This window comes from Kitasatospora sp. NA04385 (genome assembly GCF_013364235.1).
Lineage (GTDB): Bacteria > Actinomycetota > Actinomycetes > Streptomycetales > Streptomycetaceae > Kitasatospora.
In genome coordinates this window covers 1,940,046-1,963,085 of record NZ_CP054919.1, presented here as the reverse complement: position 1 = coordinate 1,963,085, position 23,040 = coordinate 1,940,046, and the positions used below count along the sequence as shown (strand labels likewise).

Genomic DNA, 23,040 nt, shown 5'->3' with positions numbered 1-23,040 from the left:
GGCGGGGCGTCCGGTACGACGCCGGGCACGAGCGGGGTGGTTCCGTCCGGAGGTGTGCCACGCCACAGGCGGGCGGCGGGGGCCGCGCCGCGGGGGCGGACACCGGACGGAAGCGGGCAGAACGGGAGTTGAACGGTCAGAACGCGAACCAGCGTACTGCCGTCGCCCCGTCACGCAGCGAGTCCACCCGGCGACGGAACTCGGCCGCGGCGGCCGGGTTCCCGGCCGCCTGCTGGGCGACCCACGCGGCGCTCGCGGTCTCCCGCGCCCCGCGCAGCACCGCGAAGCCGGGCCACTCGCGCACGTCCCAGCCGTAGGCGGCGTCGAACGCGGCGACCTCCTCGGCCGGTACGCCGTAGCGGTCCTGACTGAGCGCCAGCACCACCAGGTCGTGCTCGCGCAGGTCGGAGGCCATGTACTCCAGGTCGAGCAGCACCGGGCCGTCCGGGGTGACGTGCACGTTGCGCGGCAGCGCGTCGCCGTGGATCGGTCCGGGCGGCAGGACGGGCGACAGGCCGGCGATCTCGGTGACAAAGGTCTCTTTTCGGACACGGAGGAACGCCGTGTCGGCCGGGTCGACGTGCCCCTCGGCGGCGGCCAGCCAGCTGTCCACCGGCGCCAGCAGCTCGCGCCGCCCCAGCGGGACGGGGGCCGGGCCGAGCGCGTGCAACGCGCGCAGCAGCGGCGCCAGGTCGACCGGCCGGGCCGGGCGGACGGCCGGTGCCAGCCGGTGCCACCACGTCACCGGGTGCTCGCGCACCACCGCGACGGCGCCGTCGGCCGGGCGCACCACCGGCACGCCCGCGCCGTCCAGCCAGCCGGCCAGCGCGAGTTCGCGCTCCGCCCGGCCCGCTCCGCCCGGGGTGCGGCCCACCTTGGCCACCAGCCCCTCGGCGGGGAGGTCGAAGACGGCGTTCTGCCCCAGCGCGAGCAGCGCCGCCCCGGCCGGGTCGATCCCGGCCGGGGCGCAGGCTTCCTGGAGGAGGGCCAGCGCCCTCGGTTCGTCGAAGATCACCCGCCCATTGTCCGGGTGGTGCCCGGCGGGACGCGCGGACGGGGCCCGGGGAGCCGCCGCTCCCCGGGCCCCGCGACCCCGGCCCCTTAACCGGTGCGCTCCGGCGGGTTACCGGTGCGCTCCGGCGGGCAGCAGTTCGGCGCCGCCCGCGGCCGATTCCTCGACCGGGCCCTCGGCCCCGATCCGGGGCAGCCAGCCGAGCCAGCCGGGCAGGTACCAGTTCCGCTCGCCGAGCAGCGACATCACGGCGGGCAGCAGGACGGCGCGGATGACGGTGGCGTCGATCAGGACCGCGACGGCCAGGCCCACGCCCATCTGCTTCATGGACTGCATGGAGAGGGTGCCGAAGACCGCGAAGACGCCGACCATGATGACCGCGGCGCTGGTGACCACGCCGGCGGTGGTGCGGATGCCGTGGGCGACGGCGGCGGTGGTGCTCAGGCCGCGGTCCCGGGCCTCCTTGATCCGGGAGACCACGAAGACGTGGTAGTCCATCGAGAGGCCGAAGAGGATGACGAAGAGGAACAGCGGCACCCAGCTCTCGACCGCCCCGACGCCGGCGGTGCCGATCAGGGCGGCGCCGACGCCGTGCTGGAAGACCAGCGCGAGCACGCCGTAGGCCGCGCCGACGGAGAGCAGGTTGAGCAGCACCGCGGTCAGCGCCACCGTCAGCGAGCGGAAGGAGAGCAGCATCAGCAGGAAGGCGAAGGCGACCACGAAGCCGAAGACCGGCAGCAGCGAGTCGGACATCTGCCGGTTGAAGTCGACCGACCCGGCGGTGCTGCCGGTGACCGGGGCCTCGGTGCCGGGGACCTTGCCCACCGTGGCGGGCACGACCTCCTCGCGCAGGGCCTTCAGCGCGGCGGTCGAGGCGGCGTTGTTGCCGCTGCCGTAGAGCGGGATGTCGACCGTCGCGACGTTCTGCTCGGGGTGCAGGGTGACCTCGGTGGGGCCGTGCATCCTGCCGGTGGCCAGGGCGCGGGACTGCAACTCGGCGAGGGCGGCGGTCATCTCGGGGGAGGTGATGTCCCGGGCCTTGACCACCACGGTGGCGGGGGAGGGGCTGCCGGGGAAGGCGGCCTCGACCCGCTGCGAGGTGGCGACCAGGGCGTTGCCCTTCGGCAGCTGCTGCTGGAAGGTCAGGTTGGCGGTGCGCATGGTCAGCAGCGGGGCGGCGACGGCGAGCAGGACGGCGGTGGCGAGCACGGCGGCGGCCAGCGGGCGGCGCAGCACCGGGGTGAGCACCGCGTTCCAGAACCGGCTGCCGTCCCCGGCGTCGCGCCGCAGGCGGTGCAGGAACGGGACGCGGCCCTTCTCGACCCGGTCGCCCAGCATCGAGAGCAGCGCGGGCAGCACCGTCAGCGAGCCGAGCACCGCGGTGACCACGACCAGGATGGTGGCGAAGGCCATGGCCTGGAAGTCGGCGATGCCGGTGAGGAACATGCCGGCCATCGCGACCACCACGGTGATGCCGGAGACCAGGACGGCGCGGCCGCTGGTGGCGGCGGCGATCCGCAGCGCGGTGGCGTGGTCGCGGCCGGCGGCCCGCTCCTCGCGCTCGCGGCGCAGGTAGAACAGGCAGTAGTCGACGCCGACGGCGAGGCCGACCAGCAGCATCACGGAACTGGCGTCGTCGCTGGTGTGCAGCAGGCCGGAGGAGAGGGCGACCAGGCCGCCGGCGGCGACGAAGGCGGTGATCGCCAGGACCACCGGCAGCACGGCGGCGACCACGGCCCCGAAGGCCACCAGCAGGATGCCCAGGGCGAGCGGCACGGCCGTCCACTCGGCGCGGGCGAAGTCGTTCTTGAACTGGTCGCTGAACCACTTGCCGGAGCTGGCCTCGCCGTACTCCTCGATCACGAAGTCGGGGTGCCGGCCCTGCGCGCCGGCCACCGCGTCCATCACCGCGGGCACGTTGGCGACGGCGGCCTCGCTGTCCGCACCGTCGACGGTGAACCGCAGCAGCGCCGAGTGCCGGTCCGCGGAGACCGCGCCGGTGTCGTACGGGCTCAGCGGCTCGCTGGTGCGGCCGGTGCCCCGGACGGCGGCGGAGACCTGGTCGACGGCGGCCCGGAAGGCCGGGTCGTCGGCCGTCAGCGACGCGCTCTGCACCAGTACGGTCTCGCCGGCCGGGGACTTCAGGCCCGCGTCGTCCAGGATCCTGGCGGCCCGGGCGACCTGGCCGGGCATCGACTCGGCGTCGGTGACCTTGTCGGAGCCGTGCACGCCGCCGAGGTAGGAGACGAGGACGACGAACAGGAGCCACCCGAAGACCGCGGTCTTCCGGTGGCGGGCGCTCCAGGCGCCCATGGTGGCGGCGATTCCCTGCTTCACTGCTGGTTCCCCCAGGGGTGTCGGACGGTCGCGGACCGCCCCGGTCAGTGGGCCCCGGAAGCGGGTTCCGGCGGCACAACACACGCTAGGAAACGGCGCCTTGACGGACCATCCGGCTAGTCACCGGTTTCCCCCTGGCCCTGCCCCCAGGGGGAGCAGGGGGTTAACCCCACCCCCGGGGTCGGGGTCTCCTCCTCGGGGACGGGGCGGAGTCCACCCTGAGGGGGAGCGGTCTCCACCCGGAGCACGAGGTGCCGGGCCCTGCGGCCGGGTGACGATGGTGCGGGGGAGGCTCCGTGGCCACCCCTAGGGGGCAGACGCGAAACCCACTTGCCGGGCGGCAAGTAAGGTCCCGTAGGATGCTCGCTAGTCCTTACCTGCCGACCGGCTAGATCCTCCTGAGGGTCCGCCCGCCGGTCCCCGCCGTTGCCCGGTCCCCGTCCCCCGGCGGCGGTGAACCATGCCCAGGAGGCATTTCGAGCATGTTCCACCGACTTGGACACTTCGTCGTCAAGCGGGCCTGGTGGGTGATCATCGCCTGGGTCGTCGCGTCCTTCGCCCTGGTCTCCTTCGCCCCGAAGATGAGCGCCTCGACCGACGAGTCAGAGTTCCTGCCGAAGCACTACGAGGCGATCCGGGCCTCGGTGCTCCAGGAGGAGAAGTTCCCGGCCGAGTTCACCCCGGGCGCCATCCTGCTGTTCGAGCGCACCGACGGCGGCGCGCTGACCGACACCGACAAGGCCGACATGGCCAAGGTCAGCCAGGGCCTGGCCGACCGGCACATCAAGCTGGTCGAGCAGATCATCCCGCCGTCGGACAAGAGCACCTCGAAGGACGGGCACTACGCCATGTCGATGGTCTCCATCGACAAGACGAAGATGCAGACCGACGAGTACGGCGAGGCCGCCAAGGAGCTGCGTACCGAGGGCAAGAAGCTCGCCGAGGGCACCGCGCTCAAGTACCAGGTCGGCGGCCAGGCCGCGATGGCCCTGGACCAGAAGGAGTCCTCCAGCGCCACCGACGCGATCACCATGGTCGCCACCGTGGTCCTGATCGTGGTCATCGTCGGCGTCATCTTCCGCGGCGTGCTGGTCGGCTGGCTGCCGGTGCTGCTCTCGCTGCTCCCGATGATCGCCGCCTCCGGCCTGATCGCCTTCGTCACCAAGCTGTTCGACCTGAAGAGCTCGCCGATCGCCTCCGCGATCCAGATCGTGGTGATCCTCGGCGTCGGCACCGACTACTTCCTGTTCCTGATGTTCCGCTACCGCGAGCGGCTGCGCGCCGGTGACGACCGCAAGGCGGCCGTGGCCAACGGCGTCGCCCGGGTCGGCGAGGCGATCGCCTCGGCGGCCGGCGCGGTCACCGTCGCCTTCGCCGTGCTGCTGCTGTCCGAGCTGGGCATGTTCACCGCGCTCGGCCCGGCGCTGGCCATCTCGGTCATCGTCACCGCGCTGGCCTCGCTCACCCTGACCCCGGCGCTGCTCGCGGTCATCCCCGCCAAGGCCACCTTCTGGCCCGGCAAGAAGTGGATGCAGGAGCCCACGGGCGCCCGCTTCCACAAGCTCGGCAAGACCGTCGGCCGCCGTCCCGGCCTGGTCGCCGCCCTCTCCGGCGGCCTGCTGGTGGTCCTCTCGCTGGCCGGCCTCGGCTACCAGGGCACCTTCGACATGGCCAAGAGCATGATGCCGAAGGACAAGGAGTCCATGGTCGTCATGGACTCGCTCAGCACCGCCTTCTCGGCCGGTGCGGCCGACCCCACGCACGTCTTCCTGACCACCGCGAACAGCGGCGGCGGCAAGCTCGACGCGGCCGCGCTGGACGGCTTCGGCGCCAAGCTCGGCCAGGTGCCCGGCGTCTCCGGCGTCGGCGCCGAGCACAAGACCAGCGAGGACGGCACCACCGCCGACTTCGTGGTCACCCTGAAGGACGCCGCGGCCAGCAACGAGGCGATCGACACCGTCACCGGGCTGCGCTCCACCGCGCACGCCGCCGCCCCCGGCGGCACCGAGGCGCTGATCGGCGGCACCTCGTCGGTGTACAAGGACATCAACCTGGCGATGGCCCACGACTACAAGCTGGTCTTCCCGGTGGCGGGTCTGCTGATCCTGCTGATCCTGGGCCTCCAGCTGCGCAGCGTGGTCGCGCCCTGGTACCTGATGGCCTCGGTCGGCCTCGGCTTCGCGGCCACCCTGGGCGCCACCACGGTGGCCTTCCTCAAGGTCGGCTCGGAGTCCGGCCTGATGTTCATGCTGCCGATCTTCATCTACCTGTTCGTGGTGGCGATCGGCACCGACTACAACATCCTGATCATCGCCCGCCTGCGGGAGGAGGCCCGCGAGGGCCGCAGCCCGCGCAAGGCGGCCGAGGAGGCGCTGCGGCACGCCGGTCCGACCGTCGCGGCGGCCGGCTTCATCCTGGCGGCGTCCTTCGCCACCTTCATGCTGGCGGGCAACGTGCTCTTCGCCGAGCTGGGCTTCGCCCTGTCCATCGGCATCGCGCTGGCGGCCTTCGTGATGGCGATGTTCTTCACCCCGTCGATCACCGCGCTGCTCGGCAAGAAGGCCTGGTGGCCCGGTCACGGCGCGATGCCCGACCACGGCCCCGAGGCCGTCGGCGAGCGCGCGCCGGAGCCGGCCGGCCGGGCCTGACCCGGCGGGTGCGGTAGCCGACCCGGGGGGCATGCGGTCCGAGAGGACCGCATGCCCCCCGGGCGCGGCCGCGAAACACGGTGTGACCAGCGCAACCTTTGCCGCCATTGACGAGGGCCGACGTGCTATTGTCGAAGCAGTTGCAGTATTGGTTCCCATGAACGTGTGTGTGCGCCTGCTGGTTCCAACCGACAGGCGCATTTGTTTTGTCCGGTGTTTAGTCTCCGGATGGGGATCGCGGCTACGTGGGGCGCACGAGGTGTGCGTCCCAATGCCCCAGTGAAAGTGGAGACGGTTATGGCTACCGGCACCGTGAAGTGGTTCAACAGCGAAAAGGGCTACGGCTTCATCGAGCAGGACGGCGGCGGCGCTGACGTCTTCGCCCACTACTCGAACATCCAGTCCACCGGCTTCCGTGAGCTGATCGAGGGCCAGAAGGTCGAGTTCGACGTCACCCAGGGCCAGAAGGGCCCGCAGGCGGAGAACATCCGCACCATCTGAGTCCCGGCTCACGCCGACTCGTAGATGTCGCAGGCGAGGGCCCGTACCTCCACCAGGTACGGGCCCTCGTCCATGCCGCCCGACGGCCGGGGCGGCCCCGCGCAACCCCCTCCCGACGGCCGACCCACCCCAGCCCGCCGCGCCCCCGTGCGCGCGCCGGTTGACGGCCACGGAGAGTGGAACACGCATGCCCGAACAGTCCCGCCCGCGCACCGAGCAGTCCCGCACCGGACAGTCCCGCAGCGCCCGGCCCCGCACCGAACAGCCCCGCGGTGAGCAGCAGCCCCGCGAGCCCCGCGGCGAGCGCTCGCGCACCCGCTCCGGCGGCGGGCGGCCCCGCACCGGCGGCGCCGCGCCGCGCACCGAGCAGCCGCGCCGTCCGCGCCGCGCGCCCGCCGCGCCCGCGCCCGCCGAGGACTTCACGCCCGTGCAGGGCACCCCGTCCCGGCCGGCGGCGAGCTTCGCCGAGCTGGAGCTGTCCGCCGGGCTGCTGAAGGAGCTCGGCGCGCAGGGCGTCACCGAGCCGTTCCCGATCCAGGCCGCCACCCTGCCGGACGCGCTGGCCGGGCGCGACGTGCTCGGCCGCGGCCGCACCGGCTCCGGCAAGACGCTCGCCTTCGGCCTGCCGCTGCTGGTGCGCACCGCGGGCAAGCGGGCCTCCGCGCGGCGCCCGCTGGCGCTGGTGCTGGTGCCCACCCGCGAGCTGGCCCAGCAGGTCACCGAGGCGCTCGCCCCGTACGCCGGGGTGCTGAACCTGCGGATCACCACCGTGGTCGGTGGCATGTCGATCACCCGGCAGTCGAACCAGGTCCGGCGCGGCACCGAGGTGCTGGTGGCCACCCCCGGCCGGCTGGACGACCTGATCCAGCGCGGCGACGTGTTCCTGGACGACGTGGCGATCACCGTCCTCGACGAGGCCGACCAGATGGCCGACATGGGCTTCCTGCCGCAGGTCGTCAAGCTGCTGGAGCAGGTCGCCGAGGGCGGGCAGCGGATGCTGTTCTCCGCCACCCTGGACCGCAACGTGGACCGGCTGGTCAACCGCTTCCTCACCGACCCGGTCACCCACTCGGTGGACCCGTCGGCCGGGGCGGTCACCACCATGGACCACCACCTGCTCCAGCTGGAGCCCGCCGACAAGGCCGAGACCACCGCCCGGATCGCCGCCCGCGAGGGCCGGGTGATCATGTTCGTGCACACCAAGCACGGCGCGGACCGCCTCGCCAAGCAGCTGCGGGCCCACGGCGTGGTCGCCGCCGCGCTGCACGGCGGCAAGTCGCAGCCGCAGCGCAACCGGGTCCTCGACCAGTTCCGCGAGGGCGAGGTCACCGCGCTGATCGCCACCAACGTGGCCGCCCGCGGCATCCACATCGACGGCCTGGACCTGGTGGTCAACGTCGACCCGCCGATCGACCACAAGGACTACCTGCACCGCGGCGGGCGCACCGCCCGGGCCGGCGAGTCCGGCACCGTGGTCACCCTGGTGCTGCCCGAGCAGCGCCGCGAGGTCAACCGGCTGATGAGCATCGCCGGAATCCGGCCGACCGTCACCAAGGTCCGCCCCGAGGACGGCGAGCTCGGGCGCATCACCGGCGCCCGCACCCCGTCCGGCGTGGCCGTGGCCCTGCCGGTGCCGACGGCCGCCGGCGCCGCGGCGCCGGCCCCGCAGCAGCCGGCCGCCGGGTCCGCCGAGAACGGCGGCGGCCGTGGGCGCGGCCGCGGGCGCGGCGGGGCCAAGCCGGTGGACGGCGAGGCGCGCCGCCGCCCGGCGAAGCGGGCCGACGCGGGCCTGCCCAAGGACGTCGACATGAGCGGCAACCCGCGCCGCCCCCGGCCCAAGCAGCGCCCCGGCGGCGGGAGTTCGCAGATGGCGGCGGGCTTCATCGGGAAGTCCTCGGGCCGGGCGAAGCCGGGCTCCGGCTCGAAGACCGGCTCCAACTACGGAACCGGCCGCCAGCGCCGCAAGGCGGACTGACGGCCGGTGCCGGGTGCTGCGGGGGCTGGGCGCGGACGCGCTCAGCCCTTCGGCGTGGAGAGCGCCCGCACGGCCGCGACCAGCGGGGCCAGTTCGGGGCGCAGTTCGGCGCCGTCCAGCGCCTCGGCGAGGGCCCGGTCGTTGGTGGGCCGGGCCCGGGCCAGCAGCTCCAGGCCGGCCGGGGTGACGTTGGTGTAGATGCCGCGCCGGTCGGTGGGGCACAGGTAGCGGGCCAGCAGGCCGCGGTCCTCCAGCCGGGTGACCAGGCGGGTGGTGGCGCTCTGGCTGAGCACCACGGCGTCCGCGAGCTGGTTCATCCGGAAGTGGCCGCCGTCGCCGTCGTGCTGGTCGGAGAGCACGTCCAGGACGGAGAACTCGCGGACGCTGAGCTCGTGCCCGGCCTGCAGCGCGCGTTCGACGTGGGCCTCGATCCGGCCGTGCAGGGCGGTGAGGGCGCACCAGCCGTGCGCCAGGCCGGGGTCCGGGCGGGTCATGGCCGGGGGCTCCCTTCGTCGGTGTCCTGGGTCCTGTCGGGGACAAGCTTATTCGAGGAGCGCAAATTCCCGCGCCTGCAAGTATCCGGCGGCCGGGACGGGACGCGAGGGGAGTCGGCATGGAGCGCGGCGCACGGCTGGACGCGCAGGAGGCGGCGCTGGACGCGCTGCTGGCGGTGCTCGGGCTGGAGGTCCGGACCGAGCCGGACGAGCGGGTCGCGGCGCTGGCCGCCCGCGCCCCCGGGTACGAGCAGTACCACCGGATCGGGCACAAGCGGCAGGCCGCCTACCGGCACCTGGCCGCGGACCGGGCGGCGGCCCGCGCCCACTACGGGCCGGTGCTGGCGGCGCTGCTGACCGACGACGACCCCTCCTCGCCGCGCTGGCTGGCGCAGGTGCTGCTGGCCGCGGGCGGGCGCCGGCGGCTGCAGGAGGAGCTGGTCGCGGCGGTGGAGGACGGCGGCCCGCTGCGGCGGGCCTGCGCGGTCGGCGCCTGGCGCTGGGCGGACGCCCCGTACGGGGACCTGGCGGAGCGGTTCCGGGCGGCGGCGGGCGCCGCCGCCGACCCGTGGGTGCGCGAACGTCCGGCGGATTCGCCCGGTACCCCGGACGGGTGACGGCGTGTTAGCTTCTTTACCGTCACATGACCTTTCCATGACCGTTTCACGGGGTTGCGCCGGTCCGATTCCCGGGCCGGCGCAATGCCGCACCCCTCGGAAGGACAGGACCGTGCTGGACCGGGACAGGCAGAGAGCGGCGCCCTTCCTCCTCCCCGGCGAGCTCCTGCGGGCCGCCGCGCCGGTCTCGCTCGCCCCCGGCGTCCCGCACCCCCCGCTCGAACTGCTGCCGCCGCGCCGACCCGGCGAGCTGGAGCGGAAGCTCGCCCGCCCGGTCGGGGTGCTGCGCCGGGTCTACGCGGCCCTCAACCCGGTCTCGGCGGCCGCCGGGGCGGTCGGCGACCGGATGGCCGACGCGGTGCCCGACGCGGCCTGGCACGGCCGCGGCATGAACGGCGGCTGGACGTCCGCGGCCGGCTGGTTCGTGGCCCGCTGGCACGAGGACGGCGCGAAGGGCGACTGCCTGCTCGCCCTCACCGACCGGCGGCTGCTGCTGCTCGCCGACCGCGCCAAGCCCTGGCAGCTCGACCCCGCGTACGCCCCGCACCTGGAACTGCCCCGGCACGAGATCGCCGGGCTGCGCCGCAACCCCAGGGGCGTGCTCCAGCGCGGCCGGATCGACCTGCACTTCCCGGACGGCTCCTGGGCCGGGCTCACCACCCCGCTGCCCTCCACCGCGGACGAGATCGCCGCCGCGTTCTGACGCCCGCGCCGGGGCCCGCGCCGAGCGTTCCGGGGCCCGCGCCGAGCGTTCCGGGGACGGGCCGCGGGTGCTCAGGCGTGGAACGCCGCGCCGGTGTTCTTCCCCCGGGGCTGCTGCGCGGGCGGTACCGGCCGGGCCCCCGACTTCTCCACCGCCTCGGCGCGGGCGGCGTGGAACGCCTCGGCCGGGTCGCCCTGCTCCGCCCACACCCGGGCGCCGCACCAGGGGCCGATCAGCCGGAACTGCTCCAGTGCGGCCCCGTACAGCCCGGCCCGGCCGAGGTAGTGGGCCAGCAGGTGCCGCAGCCCCGGCAGGCGGGTGTCGGCGGGGTCGACCTCGGCCAGCGCCCCGGCCACGGCCTCCAGCCGGGCCTGCGCGGCGGGCCCGACCGGGAGCCCGGCGCCGCGCTCCTCCAGCTCGGACAGCGCGTGCAGGTAGAGGCCCGGGAGCGGGCTGTGCGGCGGGGCGCCGTCCGCGGCCTGCTCGGCGAAGCGCATCATCTGCCCGTTGGTGCCGTACCACTTGGCGCACCAGTACTGCATGCCCTGCCAGTGGCCCTCGTAGTGGTGCGGGGCGCGCGCCACCAGGCCCTCCCACAGCGGGCGGAAGCGCTCGGGGCCGAGCTGGGCGCCGCGCGCCGCCGTCACCATGACCACCCACGGCGCCGGGTTCCGCTCGTCCAGCAGCGCGGCCCGCCGGGCCGCCTCGATCGCGGCCGGCAGCAGCTCCCGGAACCGGGCCATCCGCTCCGGCGGCACCTCCTTGGCGTACCCGCCGCCCCGGATCTCCCAGGCGCGGTGCACCAGCAGGTCCGCCTCCAGGGCGGCCGCGTCGCAGCTGTCCGGGTCGGCCGCGCGCCAGGCCGTCAGCCAGGCGTCGTCCTCGCGCGCGACGGCGCGCAGCAGTTCGAAGCGCGACCAGTGCTCGTCCCAGTCGCCCGCGGCGGCCGCCAGGTGGTCGGCGGCGGCCCGCCAGTCGCCGCCCCAGAGGGTGTTCGCCAGCGCCTGGCGGGCCTCCGCCGTCCGGGCGGGCATCGGCGGCCCGGAGCGGCTCGGGTCGAGCGCCTCGCGGGGCGCCAGGCCGTACGCGGCGGCGTCGAACGAGGCCGGGACCCGGTAGCGGGCGGACGGCTTCGGGGCGGCGGGGGCGTTCTTCTTCTCCCGGGCGCCGCGTATCAGGATGATCACCAGGACGGCGACGAGCGGGGCGATGAGGTGTGTCACGGGGGGGAGATCATCCCGGCTCGAACCATCGATAGCAAGGAGATTCCCGACGGCCGGGGCAGGGTGGCTGACCAGCTGAAACGGGCGGCCGGCGCGGGGCTGCGGCGCTGTGGCCGGTCAGGCGCCGTGGCCGGTCAGGCGCTGTGGGCGGCCGGGGCGGTGGGGGCGAGGGCGGCTGCGGCGTGCCGGGCCAGGACCAGGCGGGCGAGTTCGGGGCAGGCGCCGAGGACGGGGGCGAGGTGGTCGGCGCGGTGGGCGGTCGCGGCGGCGGCGATCCGGTCCGGGAGGAGGCCGGGGGCCAGCAGGTAGGGCGCGACGGCGGTGTCGCGGACGGCGGGGACGGCGCGCAGCGCGGCCAGCGCGTCCTCGACGGTGGGCGGGGCCGCGGAGGCGTGGGCGGTGGTGACGGCGGCCCAGCCCGGGTGCGGCGCCACTCGGCGGCCACGGCGCGGGTGGTGGCGTTGGCGGCCGGGTCGGAGGAGCCGGCGGCGGCCAGCACCACGCCGGTGCGGGCCCGGACGGCCGGGTCGGCGACGTCCAGGCCGGTCTCGGCCAGTCGGCGGTCCAGGGCGTCCAGCAGCAGCGGGGAGGGGCCCAGGACGTCCGCGACCGGGATCGCCGAGCCGGCGGCGCGCAGGGCGGCCGGGATGTCGTGCTTGGCGTGGAAGGCGCGGTTCAGCAGCAGCGGCACGGCGATCGCGTCGGTCAGGCGCGGGGCGACCTGGGCGATCCGCGGGGCGCAGTGGTCCAGGTAGGCGGTGGTGACCGGGAGCCGGGGCGCCAGCGTGCGGACGGCGGCGGCCAGGGCCTCGACGGTCGCGGCGTGCCGCGGGTCGCGGGAGCCGTGCGCGAGCAGCAGCAGCGGAGGCGGGCCGGGCGTGCCGCGCGCGGGCACGGTCGCGGTGCCCGGCTGCGCGAGGTGCTCCGCCGCCGCGCGCGGTTCCTCGCGCCCCCGGCGGGGCGGGGAGAGGGGGTGCGGCAGGTCGCCGCGCTCCTGCCGACGGGCGGGGCGGGGCCGCGGCGGTTCCCCGCGCCCCTGGTGGGGCGCGGGGGTGGTGCCGGTCATGGTGCGGGGTGCCATGCGGTCAGCGGGAGTTGACGAGCAGGCCGCGGCTGCGCAGGACGCGGCGCTCCAGCGGGGAGAAGAACAGCAGGTCGATGGCGACGCCGACGAACAGGATCAGCAGGATGCCGAGCAGCACGCCGGACATGTTGGTGAACTCGCGCTGGTTCTCCAGGTAGCGGCCCAGGCCCAGGCCCAGGTCGGGGGAGGAGGCGATGAGTTCGGCGGCCATCAGCGAGCGCCAGGAGAACGCCCAGCCCTGCTTGAGGCCGGAGAGGTAGCCGGGGAGGGCGGCGGGCAGCAGGATGTGGCGGGCGCCGCGCAGGCCGCTCGCGCCGAGGGTCTGGCCGGCCCGCAGGTAGATCGGCGGCACCTGGTCGATGCCGCTGATCAGGCCGTTGGCGATGGACGGGACGGCGCCGAGCAGGATGACCGCGTACATCGCCGAGTTGGTGATGCCGAGCCAGATGATCGCGGCGGGCACCCAGGCCACCGAGGGCAGCGACTGGAGGCCGGACAGGACCGGGCCGATCGCGGCCCGCACCGGCTTGACCCGGGCGACCACCAGGCCGATCGGGGTGCCGATGGCGACGGACAGCACGAAGCCGGACAGGCCGCGCCACACGCTGGTCCAGATGATCGAGAACAGCGTTCCCGAGTACCAGAGCTCGGTGAGCGAGTGCCAGACGTCGGCGGGGCTGGGGAGCTTGTCGGGGGTGGTGAGTTCGAGGCTGTAGGCGAGCTGCCAGACGGCCAGCACCAGCACCACGCCGAGCAGCGGCGGCAGCGCCTTCTGGCGCAGCACGGTGGTGAGCGGGGTGCGCTGGGTCTGGACGGTCTCCAGGGCGTCGAGGCCGGCCTCGACGCTCGCGGAGTCGGCGGACTCGTCCTTGGCGAGGGGGACGGCGGCGGTGTCAGTGCTGGACATGGCGGCGGATCTCCCCACGCAGTTCTTCGGTGATCTCGATGGACAGGTCCGCGACCCCGGCCGACTCGATCCGGCGCGGCTGCGGCAGGTCGATCCGCCACTCCTTGGCGATCCGGCCCGGGCGGGAGGAGAGCAGCACGACGCGCTGGGCGAGGCGGACGGCCTCGCGGACGTTGTGGGTGACGAACAGGACGGCGAGCTGCTTCTCCGCCCAGATCCGGGTGATCTCGTCGTGCAGGACGTCGCGGGTGATGGCGTCGAGCGCGGCGAACGGCTCGTCCATCAGCAGCACCTGGGAGCCCTGGGCGAGCGAGCGGGCCAGCGCGACGCGCTGGCGCATGCCGCCGGACAGCTCGTGGACGCGCTTCTTGTAGGAGCCGCCCAGGCGGACGAGTTCGAGCAGCCGCTCGGCCTCGGGGCGGCGCTCCTCCTTGGGGACGCCGGCCAGCCGCAGGGCCAGTTCGATGTTCTTGCCGGCGGTGAGCCAGGGGAACAGCGCGTGGTCCTGGAACATCAGCGCGGGGCGGCCGCCGGGCACCTCGATGGTGCCGGAGGTCGGCTGGTCCAGGCCGGCCACCAGGTTGAGCAGGGTGGACTTGCCGCAGCCGGAGGCGCCGAGCAGGGTGACGAACTCGCCGGGCGCGACGGTCAGGTTGATGTCCTCCAGCACCGGTGCGGCGGTGCCGGGGCGGCCGAAGGTCTTGTGCACGTGCGAGATCCGGACGGCGGTGTCGCCGTCCGGGCGGCCCGCGCCGGGGGCGTCGGGCGAGGTGGTCAGTGCCGTGGTCACGGGCACCTCCTGCGGGTGTGGTTCCGGGCAGGGCGGGGATCGGTGTCCGGGGTCCGGCCCCGCGCCCGCCCGGTGAGTGGGCATCGGTTGGGCGGGCGCGGGGCGCGGACCTCGGGGCCTGGGAGGACTTACTTGGTGCCCAGACCGGCGTCTTCGACGGCGGGCTGGTTGTTCTCCTTCAGCACCTTGTTGAGCAGGGTCAGGTCGTAGATCCCGGCCAGGTTGGGCTTCTTGAGCAGCCCGGCGGTGACGGCGTGGTCGGCCTCGGACTGCAGGGTGTTCGCCAGCGGGTCGTCGATGAAGTCGATGTCCTGCCAGGCCGGGTCGAGGATCGAGGCGTCCAGCGCGTTGCCGGCGTCGGCCTTGATCTGGGCGTTGGCGACGTCCTTGGCCTGGGCCGAGTTGGCCTTGATCCAGGCGTTGGTCTTCACCGAGCCGCGCAGCACGGCCTCCACCACGTCCGGGTGCTCCTTGAGGAACTTCTGCGAGACGATCAGGTTGGTGATGACGAACTTCTTGTCCGGCCAGACGTCCTTCTCGTTGAGCAGGACCTTCGCGCCGAGGGTGACCAGCTTGGAGGCGGTCGGCTCGGGCACCCACGCGCCGTCGATGGAGCCGGACTTGTACGCGTCGGGGGTGACCTTGTTGTCGGTGCGCAGCACCTTCACGTCGCCGTCGCCGGTCTGGGCGTCGACCTTGTAGCCCTTCTCCGCGAGGAAGTTGAGCAGGGCGACGTCCTGGGTGTTGCCGAGCTGCGGGGTGGCGATCTTCTTGCCCTTGATGTCGTCCAGGGTCTTGATCTTGTCCGGGTTGACCACCAGCTTGACGCCGCCGGAGGCCGAACCGCTGATGATCTTCAGCGACTTGCCGCCGGACTGGGTGTAGCCGTTGATCGACGGGGAGGGGCCGATCCAGCCGATGTCGATCGAGCCCGCGTTCAGCGCCTCGATCTCGGCCGGGCCGGCGTTGAAGACCTGGGTCTTGATCTGGGTGCCGCCCAGCTCCTGCTGGATGATGCCCTGCTTGAGGCCGACCAGCGCGGTGCCGTGGGTGAGGTTGGCGAAGTAGCCGATCTTCACGGTGTCCGCGGAGAGCTTCGCGCCGCTCGCGGCGGGCTTGGCGGAGGCCTTGTCGTCGCTCTTGGAGCCGTACGAGCAGGCCGACAGCAGGCCGGCGGTGGTCAGCACGGCGACGGCGGCCACGGCGGCACGTCTGATCCGGCCCGCGCGGGGGCGTGCGGAGGTATGGGTGAGCTCGGTGCTCGGTGCCATGAGAGGTGTCCCGTTCGAAGAGAAGGAAAGTACGTGCGTGCCTGCGGTGCTTGCGGAGCCGGGCCGCCTCCGCCGTTCCTGCTGTGGGAAGGAACGGCGGCAGCGGGCCCGGTGACAGGGGCTCAGCGCCCCTGTCCGCCCCCACATCGCGTCAGGCCGCCCTGGCCGCTGCCGAGGACGCCGCTGCCGATGCGGCCGCCTTCCTTGTCCATGCCCGAGAACGCCTCGCTGGGCATCAGACCCAGTCCTCCTCTTGGGAAGCGTCGGTGGTGCTGACGGTGTCGAACGCCTCGCCCGCCATGCCGGCGGTGAGCGTGGTGCCGTCGGACGGGTCGATCAGGACGAACGAACCCGTGCGGCGGTTGTCGGTGTAGTCGTCGAGGGCCAGCGGCTCGGCGGTGCGCAGCACCACGTGGCCGATGTCGTTGACGTTCAGCCCCTCGGCGCCGGAGCGCCGTTCGAGGGTGTCGATGTCGATCCGGTAGCCGATCTCCTTGACCAGCGCGCGCACCGTGCGGGTGGTGTGCTTGAGCAGCACCTTCGCCCCGACGTGCAGCGGACGCTCGTTCAGGTGGCAGACCGTGGCCTCGACGTCCTTGGTGGGGACGGGCACCCGGCCGGCCGCGATCAGGTCGCCGCGGGAGATGTCGATGTCGTCCGCGAGGCGGACCGTCACCGACTGCGGGGCCCAGGCGATCTCGGTGGAGGTGCCGAGCGCGTCGATCGCCGCGACGGTGGAGGTGTGGCCCGAGGGCAGCACCGTCACCGCGTCGCCGACCCGCAGCACGCCGGAGGCCAGCTGGCCCGCGTAGCCGCGGTAGTCGTGGAACTCCTCGCTCTGCGGCCGGATCACGTACTGGACCGGGAAGCGGGCCGGCTCGGCGCTCGGGTCGGTGCCGACCGGCACCGTCTCCAGGTGCTCCAGCAGCGTCGGGCCGCCGTACCAGTCCATCGCGGCCGAGGGCTCGACCACGTTGTCGCCGGCCAGCGCCGAGATCGGCACCGCCACGACGTCCTTGACCCCGAGCGAGGCCGCGTACGCGGTGAACTCCTCGGCGATGGCCGCGAACACCGGCTCCGCGTAGTCGACCAGGTCCATCTTGTTGACGGCCAGCACCACGTGCGGGACGCGCAGCAGGGCGGCGACCGCGGCGTGCCGGCGGGTCTGCTCGACCACGCCGTTGCGGGCGTCGACCAGCACCACGGCCAGCTCGGCGGTGGACGCGCCGGTCACCATGTTGCGGGTGTACTGCACGTGCCCGGGGGTGTCGGCGAGGATGAACCGGCGCCGGGCGGTGGCGAAGTAGCGGTACGCCACGTCGATGGTGATGCCCTGCTCGCGCTCGGCGCGCAGGCCGTCGGTCAGCAGCGCCAGGTCGGGGGCCTCCTGGCCGCGTCGGCGGGAGGCGTGCTCGACGGCCTCCAGCTGGTCGGCCAGCACCGACTTGGAGTCGTGCAGCAGCCGGCCCACCAGGGTGGACTTACCGTCGTCGACGCTTCCGGCGGTGGCGAAGCGCAACAGCGAGGTGGCGGTGCCGGTCTGGGTCAGGCCGGCCTGGGTGGTGCTCATGCTTAGAAGTACCCCTCGCGCTTGCGGTCTTCCATGGCGGCCTCGGACATCTTGTCGTCGGCGCGCGTCGCCCCGCGCTCGGTGAGGCGGGAGGCGGCGATCTCGGTGATCACGGCCTCGATGGTGTCGGCGTCGGAGTCGACCGCGCCGGTGCAGGACATGTCGCCGACGGTGCGGTAGCGCACCAGGCGGGTCTCGACCCGCTCGCTCTCCTTCGGGCCGCCCCACTCGCCGGCGGTCAGCCACATGCCGTCGCGCTTGAACACCTCGCGGTGGTGGGCGTAGTAGATCTCCGGGAGCTCGATGCCCTCGCGCTCGATGTACTGCCACACGTCCAGCTCGGTCCAGTTGGAGAGCGGGAAGACCCGGACGTGCTCGCCGACCGCGTGCCGGCCGTTGTACAGCGACCACAGCTCGGGGCGCTGGCGGCGCGGGTCCCAGGCGCCGAACTCGTCGCGCAGCGAGAAGACGCGCTCCTTGGCGCGGGCCTTCTCCTCGTCGCGGCGGCCGCCGCCGAACACGGCGTCGAACTTGTTGGACTCGATGCCGTCCAGCAGCGGGACGGTCTGCAGCGGGTTGCGCAGCCCGTCCGGGCGCTCGCGCAGCACGCCGCGGTCGATGTAGTCCTGCACCGCGGCGACGTGCAGCCGCAGGTTGTGCTTGGCGACCGCGCGGTCCCGGTAGGCCAGCACCTCGGGGAAGTTGTGCCCGGTGTCCACGTGCAGCAGGGCGAAGGGCACCGGCGCGGGCGCGAACGCCTTCAGCGCCAGGTGCAGCATCACGATGGAGTCCTTGCCGCCGGAGAACAGGATCACCGGCCGCTCGAACTCGCCCGCGACCTCGCGGAAGATGTGCACCGACTCCGCTTCGAGGGCGTCCAGGTGGGACAGCGCGAAGGGCGTGTCCTCGGCCCGGAACAGGCGCTGGGTGGTGACGGTCATGCCAAGCCCCTCTCGGTCAGGAAGGCGTGCAGTTCCCCGGCGGACTCGGCCACCGAGCGGCCCTGCGTCTGGAGCCGCAGCTCCGGCTTCTCGGGGGCCTCGTACGGGTCGTCGACCCCGGTCAGCCCGGAGATCTCACCGGCCGCCTGCTTGGCGTACAGGCCCTTGACGTCCCGCTCGGAGCAGAGCTCGACCGGGGTGGCGACGTGGATCTCCAGGAACTCGGTGCCGTGGGCGGCGTGCCGCTCGCGCACCGCGGCGCGGGAGTCGGCGAACGGGGCGATCACCGGGGCGAGCACCTTGACGCCGTTGGCGGCCAGCTTCTCGGCGACGAAGCCGATCCGGGTGACGTTGGTGTGCCGGTCCTCGCGGGTGAAGCCGAGGCCCTTGGAGAGGAACTCGCGGATCTCGTCACCGTCCAGCACCTCGACCCGGTGGCCCTCGGCGCGCAGCCGTTCGGCCAGCGCGAACGCGAGGGTGGTCTTGCCCGCACTGGGCAGGCCGGTCAGCCACACGGTGGCGCCGCGCTCGCGGCCCGCGGCCAGAGTGTCGGCGGTGGTCACGGTGGTTACTCCTGAAGGTCGGTGACGGTGGTTCGGTGGGTGGCGCGGATCAGAGGTGGATGCCGCACTCGGTCTTGCCGGAGCCCGCCCAGCGGCCGGCCCGGCCCTCCTCGCCCTCGCCGGGCTTGGCGGTGCAGGACAGCGGCGAGCAGCCGATCGAGGTGTAGCCCTCCCACAGCAGCGGGTTCAGCAGCACCCCGTTGGCCTGGACGTACGCGTCCACGTCGGCCTGGGTCCAGCGGGCGATCGGGGCGATCTTCACCTTGCGGCGCTTCGGGTCCCAGGCCACCACGGGGGTGTTGGCGCGGGACGGCGACTCGTCGCGGCGCAGGCCGGTCGCCCAGGCGTCGTAGCCGCCCAGGCCGCGGTTCAGCGGCTCGACCTTGCGCAGCGAGCAGCACTGGTCCGGGTCGCGGTCGTGCAGGTTCGGCCCGTACCGGGCGTCCTGCTCGGCCACGGTGAGCTTCGGGGTCAGCGTGATCACGTTGACCGGCATGGTCGCGGCGACCGCGTCCCGGGTGCCGATGGTCTCCGGGAAGTGGTAGCCGGTGTCCAGGAAGACCACGTCCACGCCGGGCAGCGCGGTGGAGGCCAGGTGGGCGACCACCGCGTCCTCCATCGAGGACGTCACGCAGAACCGCTTGCCGAAGGTGTCGGCCGCCCAGCGCAGGACGTCCTGCGCGGTGGCCTCCTCCAGCTCGCGGCCCGCGGCGACGGCTATCGCCTCGTAGTCAGTCGCGGTCGTCATGTCCGTTACCCCCGTCGGTCGTTGACAGCAGTCCGAGGAACTTCAACTGGAAGCCCCGGCGGCACGCCCGGCATTCCCACGCGCCGTGGCCGCTCTCGGACGGGCGCAGGTCCTCGTCCCCGCAGTACGGGCAGTAGAAGGGCGCGGCACGTTCGCTCACGACAGCTGCTCCTCGGTGGCCCGGACCGTCCACTGGGCGAAGCGCTCGCCCTCCTGGCGGTCCGCCTGGTAGCGGGTCAGCACCCGCTCGACGTAGTCGGGCAGTTCGGCGCTGGTGACCTTCAGGCCGCGGACCTTGCGGCCGAAGCCGGCGTCCAGGCCGAGCGCGCCGCCCAGGTGCACCTGGAAGCCCTCGACCTGCTCGCCGTTCGCGTCGACGACCAGCTGGCCCTTGAGGCCGATGTCGGCGGTCTGGATGCGGGCGCAGGCGTTCGGGCAGCCGTTGATGTTGATGCTCAGCGGCTCGTCGAACTCCGGCAGGCGGCGCTCCAGTTCGTCGATCAGGGACTGGCCGCGGCCCTTGGTCTCGACGATCGCCAGCTTGCAGTACTCGATGCCGGTGCAGGCCATCGTGCCGCGGCGGAAGGTGGACGGGGTGACCCGCAGGTCCAGTGCCTCCAGGCCGGCCACCAGGGGGGCGACCTGCTCCTCGGCGACGTCGAGCACGATCATCTTCTGCTCGACGGTGGTGGCCAGTCGGCCCGAGCCGTGCTCGGCGGCCAGGTCGGCGATCTGGCCGAGCAGCTTGCCGTTGACCCGGCCGACCCGCGGGGCGAAGCCGACGTAGAAGTTGCCGTCCTTCTGCCGGTGCACGCCGACGTGGTCGCGCCAGCGGTTGCTGGGCTCCTGCGGCGCCGGGCCGTCGACCAGCGCGCGCTTCAGGTACTCGTCCTCCAGCACCCGGCGGAACTTCTCCGGGCCCCAGTCGGCGACCAGGAACTTCAACCGGGCGCGGTTGCGCAGGCGGCGGTAGCCGTAGTCGCGGAAGATCCCGATCACGCCGGCCCAGACGTCCGGGACCTCCTCCAGCGGCACCCAGGCGCCGAGCCGCACGCCCAGCTTCGGGTTGGTGGACAGGCCGCCGCCGACCCACAGGTCGAAGCCCGGGCCGTGCTCGGGGTGGACCACGCCGACGAAGGCGATGTCGTTGATCTCGTGCACCACGTCGAGCAGCGGCGAGCCGGAGATCGCCGTCTTGAACTTGCGCGGCAGGTTGGAGAACTCCTTGCTGCCGATGTAGCGGCGGTGGATCTCGTCGATCGCCCAGGAGCCGTCGATGATCTCGTCCTCGGCGATGCCCGCGACGGGGGAGCCGATCACCACGCGCGGGCAGTCGCCGCACGCCTCGGTGGTGGACAGGCCGACGGCCTCCAGCTTCTGCCAGATCGCCGGGACGTCCTCGATCCGCACCCAGTGGTACTGGACGTTCTGCCGGTCCGTCAGGTCGGCGGTGCCGCGGGCGTACTGCTCGGAGACCTCGCCGATCGCCTTCAGCTGGGCCACCGTCAGCTGGCCGCCGTCGATGCGCACCCGCATCATGAAGAACTCGTCCTCGAGCTCGTGCGGCTCCAGGACGGCGGTCTTGCCGCCCTCGATGCCCTGCTTGCGCTGGGTGTACAGGCCCCACCAGCGCATCCGGCCGCGCAGGTCGTTGGGGTCGATCCCGGCGAAGCCGGTGTGGGCGTAGATCGTCTCGATCCGCGTCCGCACGTTGAGACCGTCGTCGTCCTTCTTGAACTGCTCGTTGCCGTTGAGCGGCGTGAAGTGCCCCATGCCCCACTGGCCCTCGCCGCGGTGGCGGGTCACCTTGCGGGCGGCGGGGCGGGCCGCGGGGGCGGCGCCGTCCTGAGGCTCGACCGTTTCGGGAGTGCGGGCCATGGTGTCAGTCCTTTGAGCGGCTTGGCAGGTGCGAGGTGCTGGCGGTCCCCGGACGCGCTCCGCTCCCACCTGCGGCGTTCTACGCAGGCGGCGGGAGGGGTGACGCTGGCCGGGCGGGTCTTGCGCACATCCGCGACGGCGGGGATGGCGCCGGTGCGGTGCGGCGTACGGAGGGCTCAGGTCACCGGACAGATGGCGCTGGACACGCGAAGGAGGTCGACGTGGAGTCGGCCAACTAGGGTGGTTCCGGCGCTAGACATGGCAAGAGATTCGCACGGCGAGCGACTCGCGGTCCACTAACGTCCGAATCCTGGACTCCAGCGTTCCGCATGGTGGGACGAAGCCCGAACTGCCGCTGCTCCGGGCCCCGCCCGCCGCCGGTTCGGGCCGGTGGCGCACCGGCCGCGCGGCCCGGGCCGATACCGTAGGGGCGTGCAAGGAGCAGGCAGTACCCCCCACCCGGCCCAAGGACCCGGGCCGGCCGGCGATCGGGCCTCCCGCCGACGCGGCGGACGGCGCCGCGCCGCCAAGCGAACCACCTGGTACGGCACCCTGTGGGCGCTGGTGAAGGACACCACCAACACCTGCGTCGAGTACCGGGTCACCGGACTCGCGGCGGAGGCGGCCTTCTTCACCCTGCTGTCCATCCCGCCGCTGCTGCTCTGCCTGGCCGGCACCCTCGGCTACCTCGACGACATCCTCGGCGCCGGCACCATCGACAAGCTCAAGAACGACATCGTCTCAGCAGCTGGGACGGTGCTCTCACAGAGCTCCATCGACGAGATCGTCCAACCCCTGCTGCAGGACGTCTTCGACAGCGCCCGGCCCGACCTGATCTCGATCGGCTTCCTGCTCTCGCTCTGGTCCGGCTCCCGGGCGCTGTACATCTTCATCGACACCATCACCGTCATGTACGGCCTCGACGGCAAGCGCGGCCTGGTCAAGACCCGGCTGATGTCGCTGGGCCTCTACCTCGGCGCCCTGGTCATCGGCTCGCTGGTGCTGCCGCTGCTGGTCGCCGGGCCCGGCCTGCTGATCAACACCTTCCCGAGCTGGGCCGGGGCGATCACCGGGGTCTACTGGCCGGCCGCGATCATCCTGCTGGTGGTCTTCCTCACCACCCTCTACCACGTGGCCGTGCCGGTCTCCACGCCCTGGCGCGAGGACATCCCCGGCGCGCTGGTCGCCCTGCTGGTCCTGGTGGTGTGCAGCGTCGCCCTGCGGCTCTACCTGGTCAGCTCGGTCGAGGGCCACTCCGTCTACGGCTCGCTCGCCGCCCCCGTCGCCGTGCTGCTGTGGATCTTCGTGGTGGCGCTGGCCGTGCTCATCGGCGCCGCCATGAACGCCGCCATCGACCGCCGCTGGCCCACCGTCGAGACCGCCGACGCCCGGGCCGAGAACGAGCGGATCGCCGAGGACGCCGCCGTCCAGCGCGGCCGGGAGGCGGCCGCCCGCCGCGCCGTCGAACGCGCCGAACGGGCCCGCCAGTTCGGCCTGGCCGACGGCCACGACGAGGAGCTCTTCGACGAGGACGACGACCACCCCGTCCCCAGCGAGTACCCCGAGCGCTGGGCCGGCTTCCTGCCGCCCCGCGACGTCCGGCGCCGGATCGCCGGCCGGATCGGCACCGAGCGCCGCCGCCGCCCGGGCCGGTGAACCGCGCCCCGGGAAAACCGGTGGCGCGGCCGGCGGGCGGCCGCTAGCGTGGCGTCCGCCGATCGAGCGCACCCCGGGCGGGGTGCGCGAGGCGAGTCCGGAGAAGGAAGGAGGTGAGGGCC

Annotated in this window: 20 protein-coding genes and 1 pseudogene; 6 read left to right on the top strand and 15 right to left on the bottom strand. The window is 73.5% G+C overall.

The features are described from left to right. Positions 1 to 136: 136 nt before the first annotated feature. Both HUT16_RS08525 and HUT16_RS08520 read right to left on the bottom strand, forming a co-directional pair. Positions 137 to 1,015 carry an aminoglycoside phosphotransferase family protein gene (locus tag HUT16_RS08525; protein ID WP_176186998.1) on the bottom strand — a complete coding sequence of 293 codons (879 nt, stop codon included), beginning with the start codon at positions 1,013 to 1,015 and terminating at the stop codon, positions 137 to 139. A 108-nt stretch (positions 1,016 to 1,123) separates the two neighbouring features. Beyond that, positions 1,124 to 3,325, bottom strand: coding sequence for an MMPL family transporter (locus HUT16_RS08520; protein WP_254898268.1), 2,202 nt, complete (start codon positions 3,323 to 3,325; stop codon positions 1,124 to 1,126). A 506-nt stretch (positions 3,326 to 3,831) separates the two neighbouring features. Here HUT16_RS08520 and HUT16_RS08515 point away from each other — a divergent pair. The 3 genes from HUT16_RS08515 (at position 3,832) to HUT16_RS08505 (ending at position 8,473) form a co-directional block, all read left to right on the top strand. Further along, positions 3,832 to 5,997, top strand: coding sequence for an MMPL family transporter (locus HUT16_RS08515; RefSeq protein WP_176186994.1), 2,166 nt, complete (start codon positions 3,832 to 3,834; stop codon positions 5,995 to 5,997). A 297-nt stretch (positions 5,998 to 6,294) separates the two neighbouring features. Further along, positions 6,295 to 6,498: a cold-shock protein gene (locus HUT16_RS08510; RefSeq protein WP_176186992.1), complete on the top strand. Its 204-nt coding sequence runs from the start codon at positions 6,295 to 6,297 to the stop codon at positions 6,496 to 6,498. Between the two features lie 187 nt (positions 6,499 to 6,685). Next, complete coding sequence (locus HUT16_RS08505) at positions 6,686 to 8,473, top strand: DEAD/DEAH box helicase (RefSeq protein ID WP_176186990.1); 1,788 nt, start codon at positions 6,686 to 6,688, stop codon at positions 8,471 to 8,473. A 41-nt stretch (positions 8,474 to 8,514) separates the two neighbouring features. On the opposite strand, the gene HUT16_RS08500 is transcribed toward HUT16_RS08505, so the two are convergent. After that, a complete protein-coding gene (locus tag HUT16_RS08500) occupies positions 8,515 to 8,967 on the bottom strand; it encodes a MarR family winged helix-turn-helix transcriptional regulator (protein WP_176186988.1) in 453 nt (150 codons plus the stop codon). A 119-nt stretch (positions 8,968 to 9,086) separates the two neighbouring features. On the opposite strand from HUT16_RS08500, the gene HUT16_RS08495 reads away from it, so the two are divergent. Beyond that, positions 9,087 to 9,584, top strand: a complete 498-nt coding sequence (locus HUT16_RS08495; RefSeq protein ID WP_176186986.1) for a hypothetical protein — start codon at positions 9,087 to 9,089, stop codon at positions 9,582 to 9,584. Positions 9,585 to 9,696: 112 nt separating this feature from the next. After that, complete coding sequence (locus HUT16_RS08490; protein ID WP_176186984.1) at positions 9,697 to 10,287, top strand: hypothetical protein; 591 nt, start codon at positions 9,697 to 9,699, stop codon at positions 10,285 to 10,287. Positions 10,288 to 10,358: 71 nt separating this feature from the next. Here HUT16_RS08490 and HUT16_RS08485 read toward each other — a convergent pair whose 3' ends face one another. The 12 genes and pseudogenes from HUT16_RS08485 to HUT16_RS39695 all read right to left on the bottom strand — a co-directional run bounded on the left by HUT16_RS08485 (position 10,359) and on the right by HUT16_RS39695 (position 21,522). Beyond that, complete coding sequence (locus tag HUT16_RS08485) at positions 10,359 to 11,510, bottom strand: DUF4034 domain-containing protein (RefSeq protein WP_254897714.1); 1,152 nt, start codon at positions 11,508 to 11,510, stop codon at positions 10,359 to 10,361. A 134-nt stretch (positions 11,511 to 11,644) separates the two neighbouring features. Continuing rightward, positions 11,645 to 12,405, bottom strand: a pseudogene (locus HUT16_RS08480) (sirohydrochlorin chelatase). A 190-nt stretch (positions 12,406 to 12,595) separates the two neighbouring features. Beyond that, complete coding sequence (locus HUT16_RS08475) at positions 12,596 to 13,501, bottom strand: ABC transporter permease (protein WP_176186982.1); 906 nt, start codon at positions 13,499 to 13,501, stop codon at positions 12,596 to 12,598. Further along, positions 13,488 to 14,279, bottom strand: a complete 792-nt coding sequence (locus HUT16_RS08470; RefSeq protein ID WP_254898267.1) for an ABC transporter ATP-binding protein — start codon at positions 14,277 to 14,279, stop codon at positions 13,488 to 13,490. The genes HUT16_RS08475 and HUT16_RS08470 overlap by 14 nt, the downstream gene beginning before the upstream one ends. 140 nt (positions 14,280 to 14,419) lie before the next feature. Next, positions 14,420 to 15,493 carry an aliphatic sulfonate ABC transporter substrate-binding protein gene (locus HUT16_RS08465; RefSeq protein WP_254897713.1) on the bottom strand — a complete coding sequence of 358 codons (1,074 nt, stop codon included), beginning with the start codon at positions 15,491 to 15,493 and terminating at the stop codon, positions 14,420 to 14,422. Positions 15,494 to 15,797: 304 nt separating this feature from the next. Further along, positions 15,798 to 17,132 carry a sulfate adenylyltransferase subunit 1 gene (locus HUT16_RS08460; RefSeq protein WP_176186976.1) on the bottom strand — a complete coding sequence of 445 codons (1,335 nt, stop codon included), beginning with the start codon at positions 17,130 to 17,132 and terminating at the stop codon, positions 15,798 to 15,800. A gap of 2 nt (positions 17,133 to 17,134) precedes the next feature. Beyond that, positions 17,135 to 18,073 (bottom strand): sulfate adenylyltransferase subunit CysD, encoded by a 939-nt coding sequence (gene cysD / locus HUT16_RS08455; RefSeq protein WP_176186974.1) that lies wholly within the window; start codon positions 18,071 to 18,073, stop codon positions 17,135 to 17,137. Next, on the bottom strand, positions 18,070 to 18,636 hold the full coding sequence (gene cysC / locus HUT16_RS08450) for an adenylyl-sulfate kinase (RefSeq protein ID WP_176186972.1): 567 nt from the start codon (positions 18,634 to 18,636) through the stop codon (positions 18,070 to 18,072). The genes cysD and cysC overlap by 4 nt, the downstream gene beginning before the upstream one ends. 49 nt (positions 18,637 to 18,685) lie before the next feature. After that, positions 18,686 to 19,384 (bottom strand): phosphoadenylyl-sulfate reductase, encoded by a 699-nt coding sequence (locus HUT16_RS08445; protein ID WP_176186970.1) that lies wholly within the window; start codon positions 19,382 to 19,384, stop codon positions 18,686 to 18,688. Further along, on the bottom strand, positions 19,368 to 19,544 hold the full coding sequence (locus HUT16_RS08440) for a hypothetical protein (RefSeq protein WP_176186968.1): 177 nt from the start codon (positions 19,542 to 19,544) through the stop codon (positions 19,368 to 19,370). The genes HUT16_RS08445 and HUT16_RS08440 overlap by 17 nt, the downstream gene beginning before the upstream one ends. Next, positions 19,541 to 21,157 (bottom strand): nitrite/sulfite reductase, encoded by a 1,617-nt coding sequence (locus HUT16_RS08435; RefSeq protein ID WP_254898266.1) that lies wholly within the window; start codon positions 21,155 to 21,157, stop codon positions 19,541 to 19,543. Before HUT16_RS08435 ends, HUT16_RS08440 begins: the two co-directional genes overlap by 4 nt. Before the next feature lie 281 nt (positions 21,158 to 21,438). Next, complete coding sequence (locus tag HUT16_RS39695; protein ID WP_318264789.1) at positions 21,439 to 21,522, bottom strand: putative leader peptide; 84 nt, start codon at positions 21,520 to 21,522, stop codon at positions 21,439 to 21,441. A 304-nt stretch (positions 21,523 to 21,826) separates the two neighbouring features. Here HUT16_RS39695 and HUT16_RS08430 point away from each other — a divergent pair, with 304 nt between their 5' ends. Then, positions 21,827 to 22,918 carry a YihY/virulence factor BrkB family protein gene (locus tag HUT16_RS08430; protein WP_368662676.1) on the top strand — a complete coding sequence of 364 codons (1,092 nt, stop codon included), beginning with the start codon at positions 21,827 to 21,829 and terminating at the stop codon, positions 22,916 to 22,918. The last annotated feature ends 122 nt before the right edge of the window (positions 22,919 to 23,040 follow it).

What these genes read in the sequence shown, in the direction of transcription:
- HUT16_RS08520 (WP_254898268.1), bottom strand. Translation starts at nt 3,325, where the DNA reads ATGGGCGCCTGGAGCGCCCGCCACCGGAAGACCGCGGTCTTCGGGTGG.
- HUT16_RS08515 (WP_176186994.1), top strand. Translation starts at nt 3,832, where the DNA reads ATGTTCCACCGACTTGGACACTTCGTCGTCAAGCGGGCCTGGTGGGTG.
- HUT16_RS08510 (WP_176186992.1), top strand. Translation starts at nt 6,295, where the DNA reads ATGGCTACCGGCACCGTGAAGTGGTTCAACAGCGAAAAGGGCTACGGC.
- HUT16_RS08505 (WP_176186990.1), top strand. Translation starts at nt 6,686, where the DNA reads ATGCCCGAACAGTCCCGCCCGCGCACCGAGCAGTCCCGCACCGGACAG.
- HUT16_RS08500 (WP_176186988.1), bottom strand. Translation starts at nt 8,967, where the DNA reads ATGACCCGCCCGGACCCCGGCCTGGCGCACGGCTGGTGCGCCCTCACC.
- HUT16_RS08495 (WP_176186986.1), top strand. Translation starts at nt 9,087, where the DNA reads ATGGAGCGCGGCGCACGGCTGGACGCGCAGGAGGCGGCGCTGGACGCG.
- HUT16_RS08475 (WP_176186982.1), bottom strand. Translation starts at nt 13,501, where the DNA reads ATGTCCAGCACTGACACCGCCGCCGTCCCCCTCGCCAAGGACGAGTCC.
- HUT16_RS08460 (WP_176186976.1), bottom strand. Translation starts at nt 17,132, where the DNA reads ATGAGCACCACCCAGGCCGGCCTGACCCAGACCGGCACCGCCACCTCG.
- cysD (WP_176186974.1), bottom strand. Translation starts at nt 18,073, where the DNA reads ATGACCGTCACCACCCAGCGCCTGTTCCGGGCCGAGGACACGCCCTTC.
- HUT16_RS08445 (WP_176186970.1), bottom strand. Translation starts at nt 19,384, where the DNA reads ATGACGACCGCGACTGACTACGAGGCGATAGCCGTCGCCGCGGGCCGC.
- HUT16_RS08435 (WP_254898266.1), bottom strand. Translation starts at nt 21,157, where the DNA reads ATGGGGCACTTCACGCCGCTCAACGGCAACGAGCAGTTCAAGAAGGAC.
- HUT16_RS39695 (WP_318264789.1), bottom strand. Translation starts at nt 21,522, where the DNA reads ATGTCTAGCGCCGGAACCACCCTAGTTGGCCGACTCCACGTCGACCTC.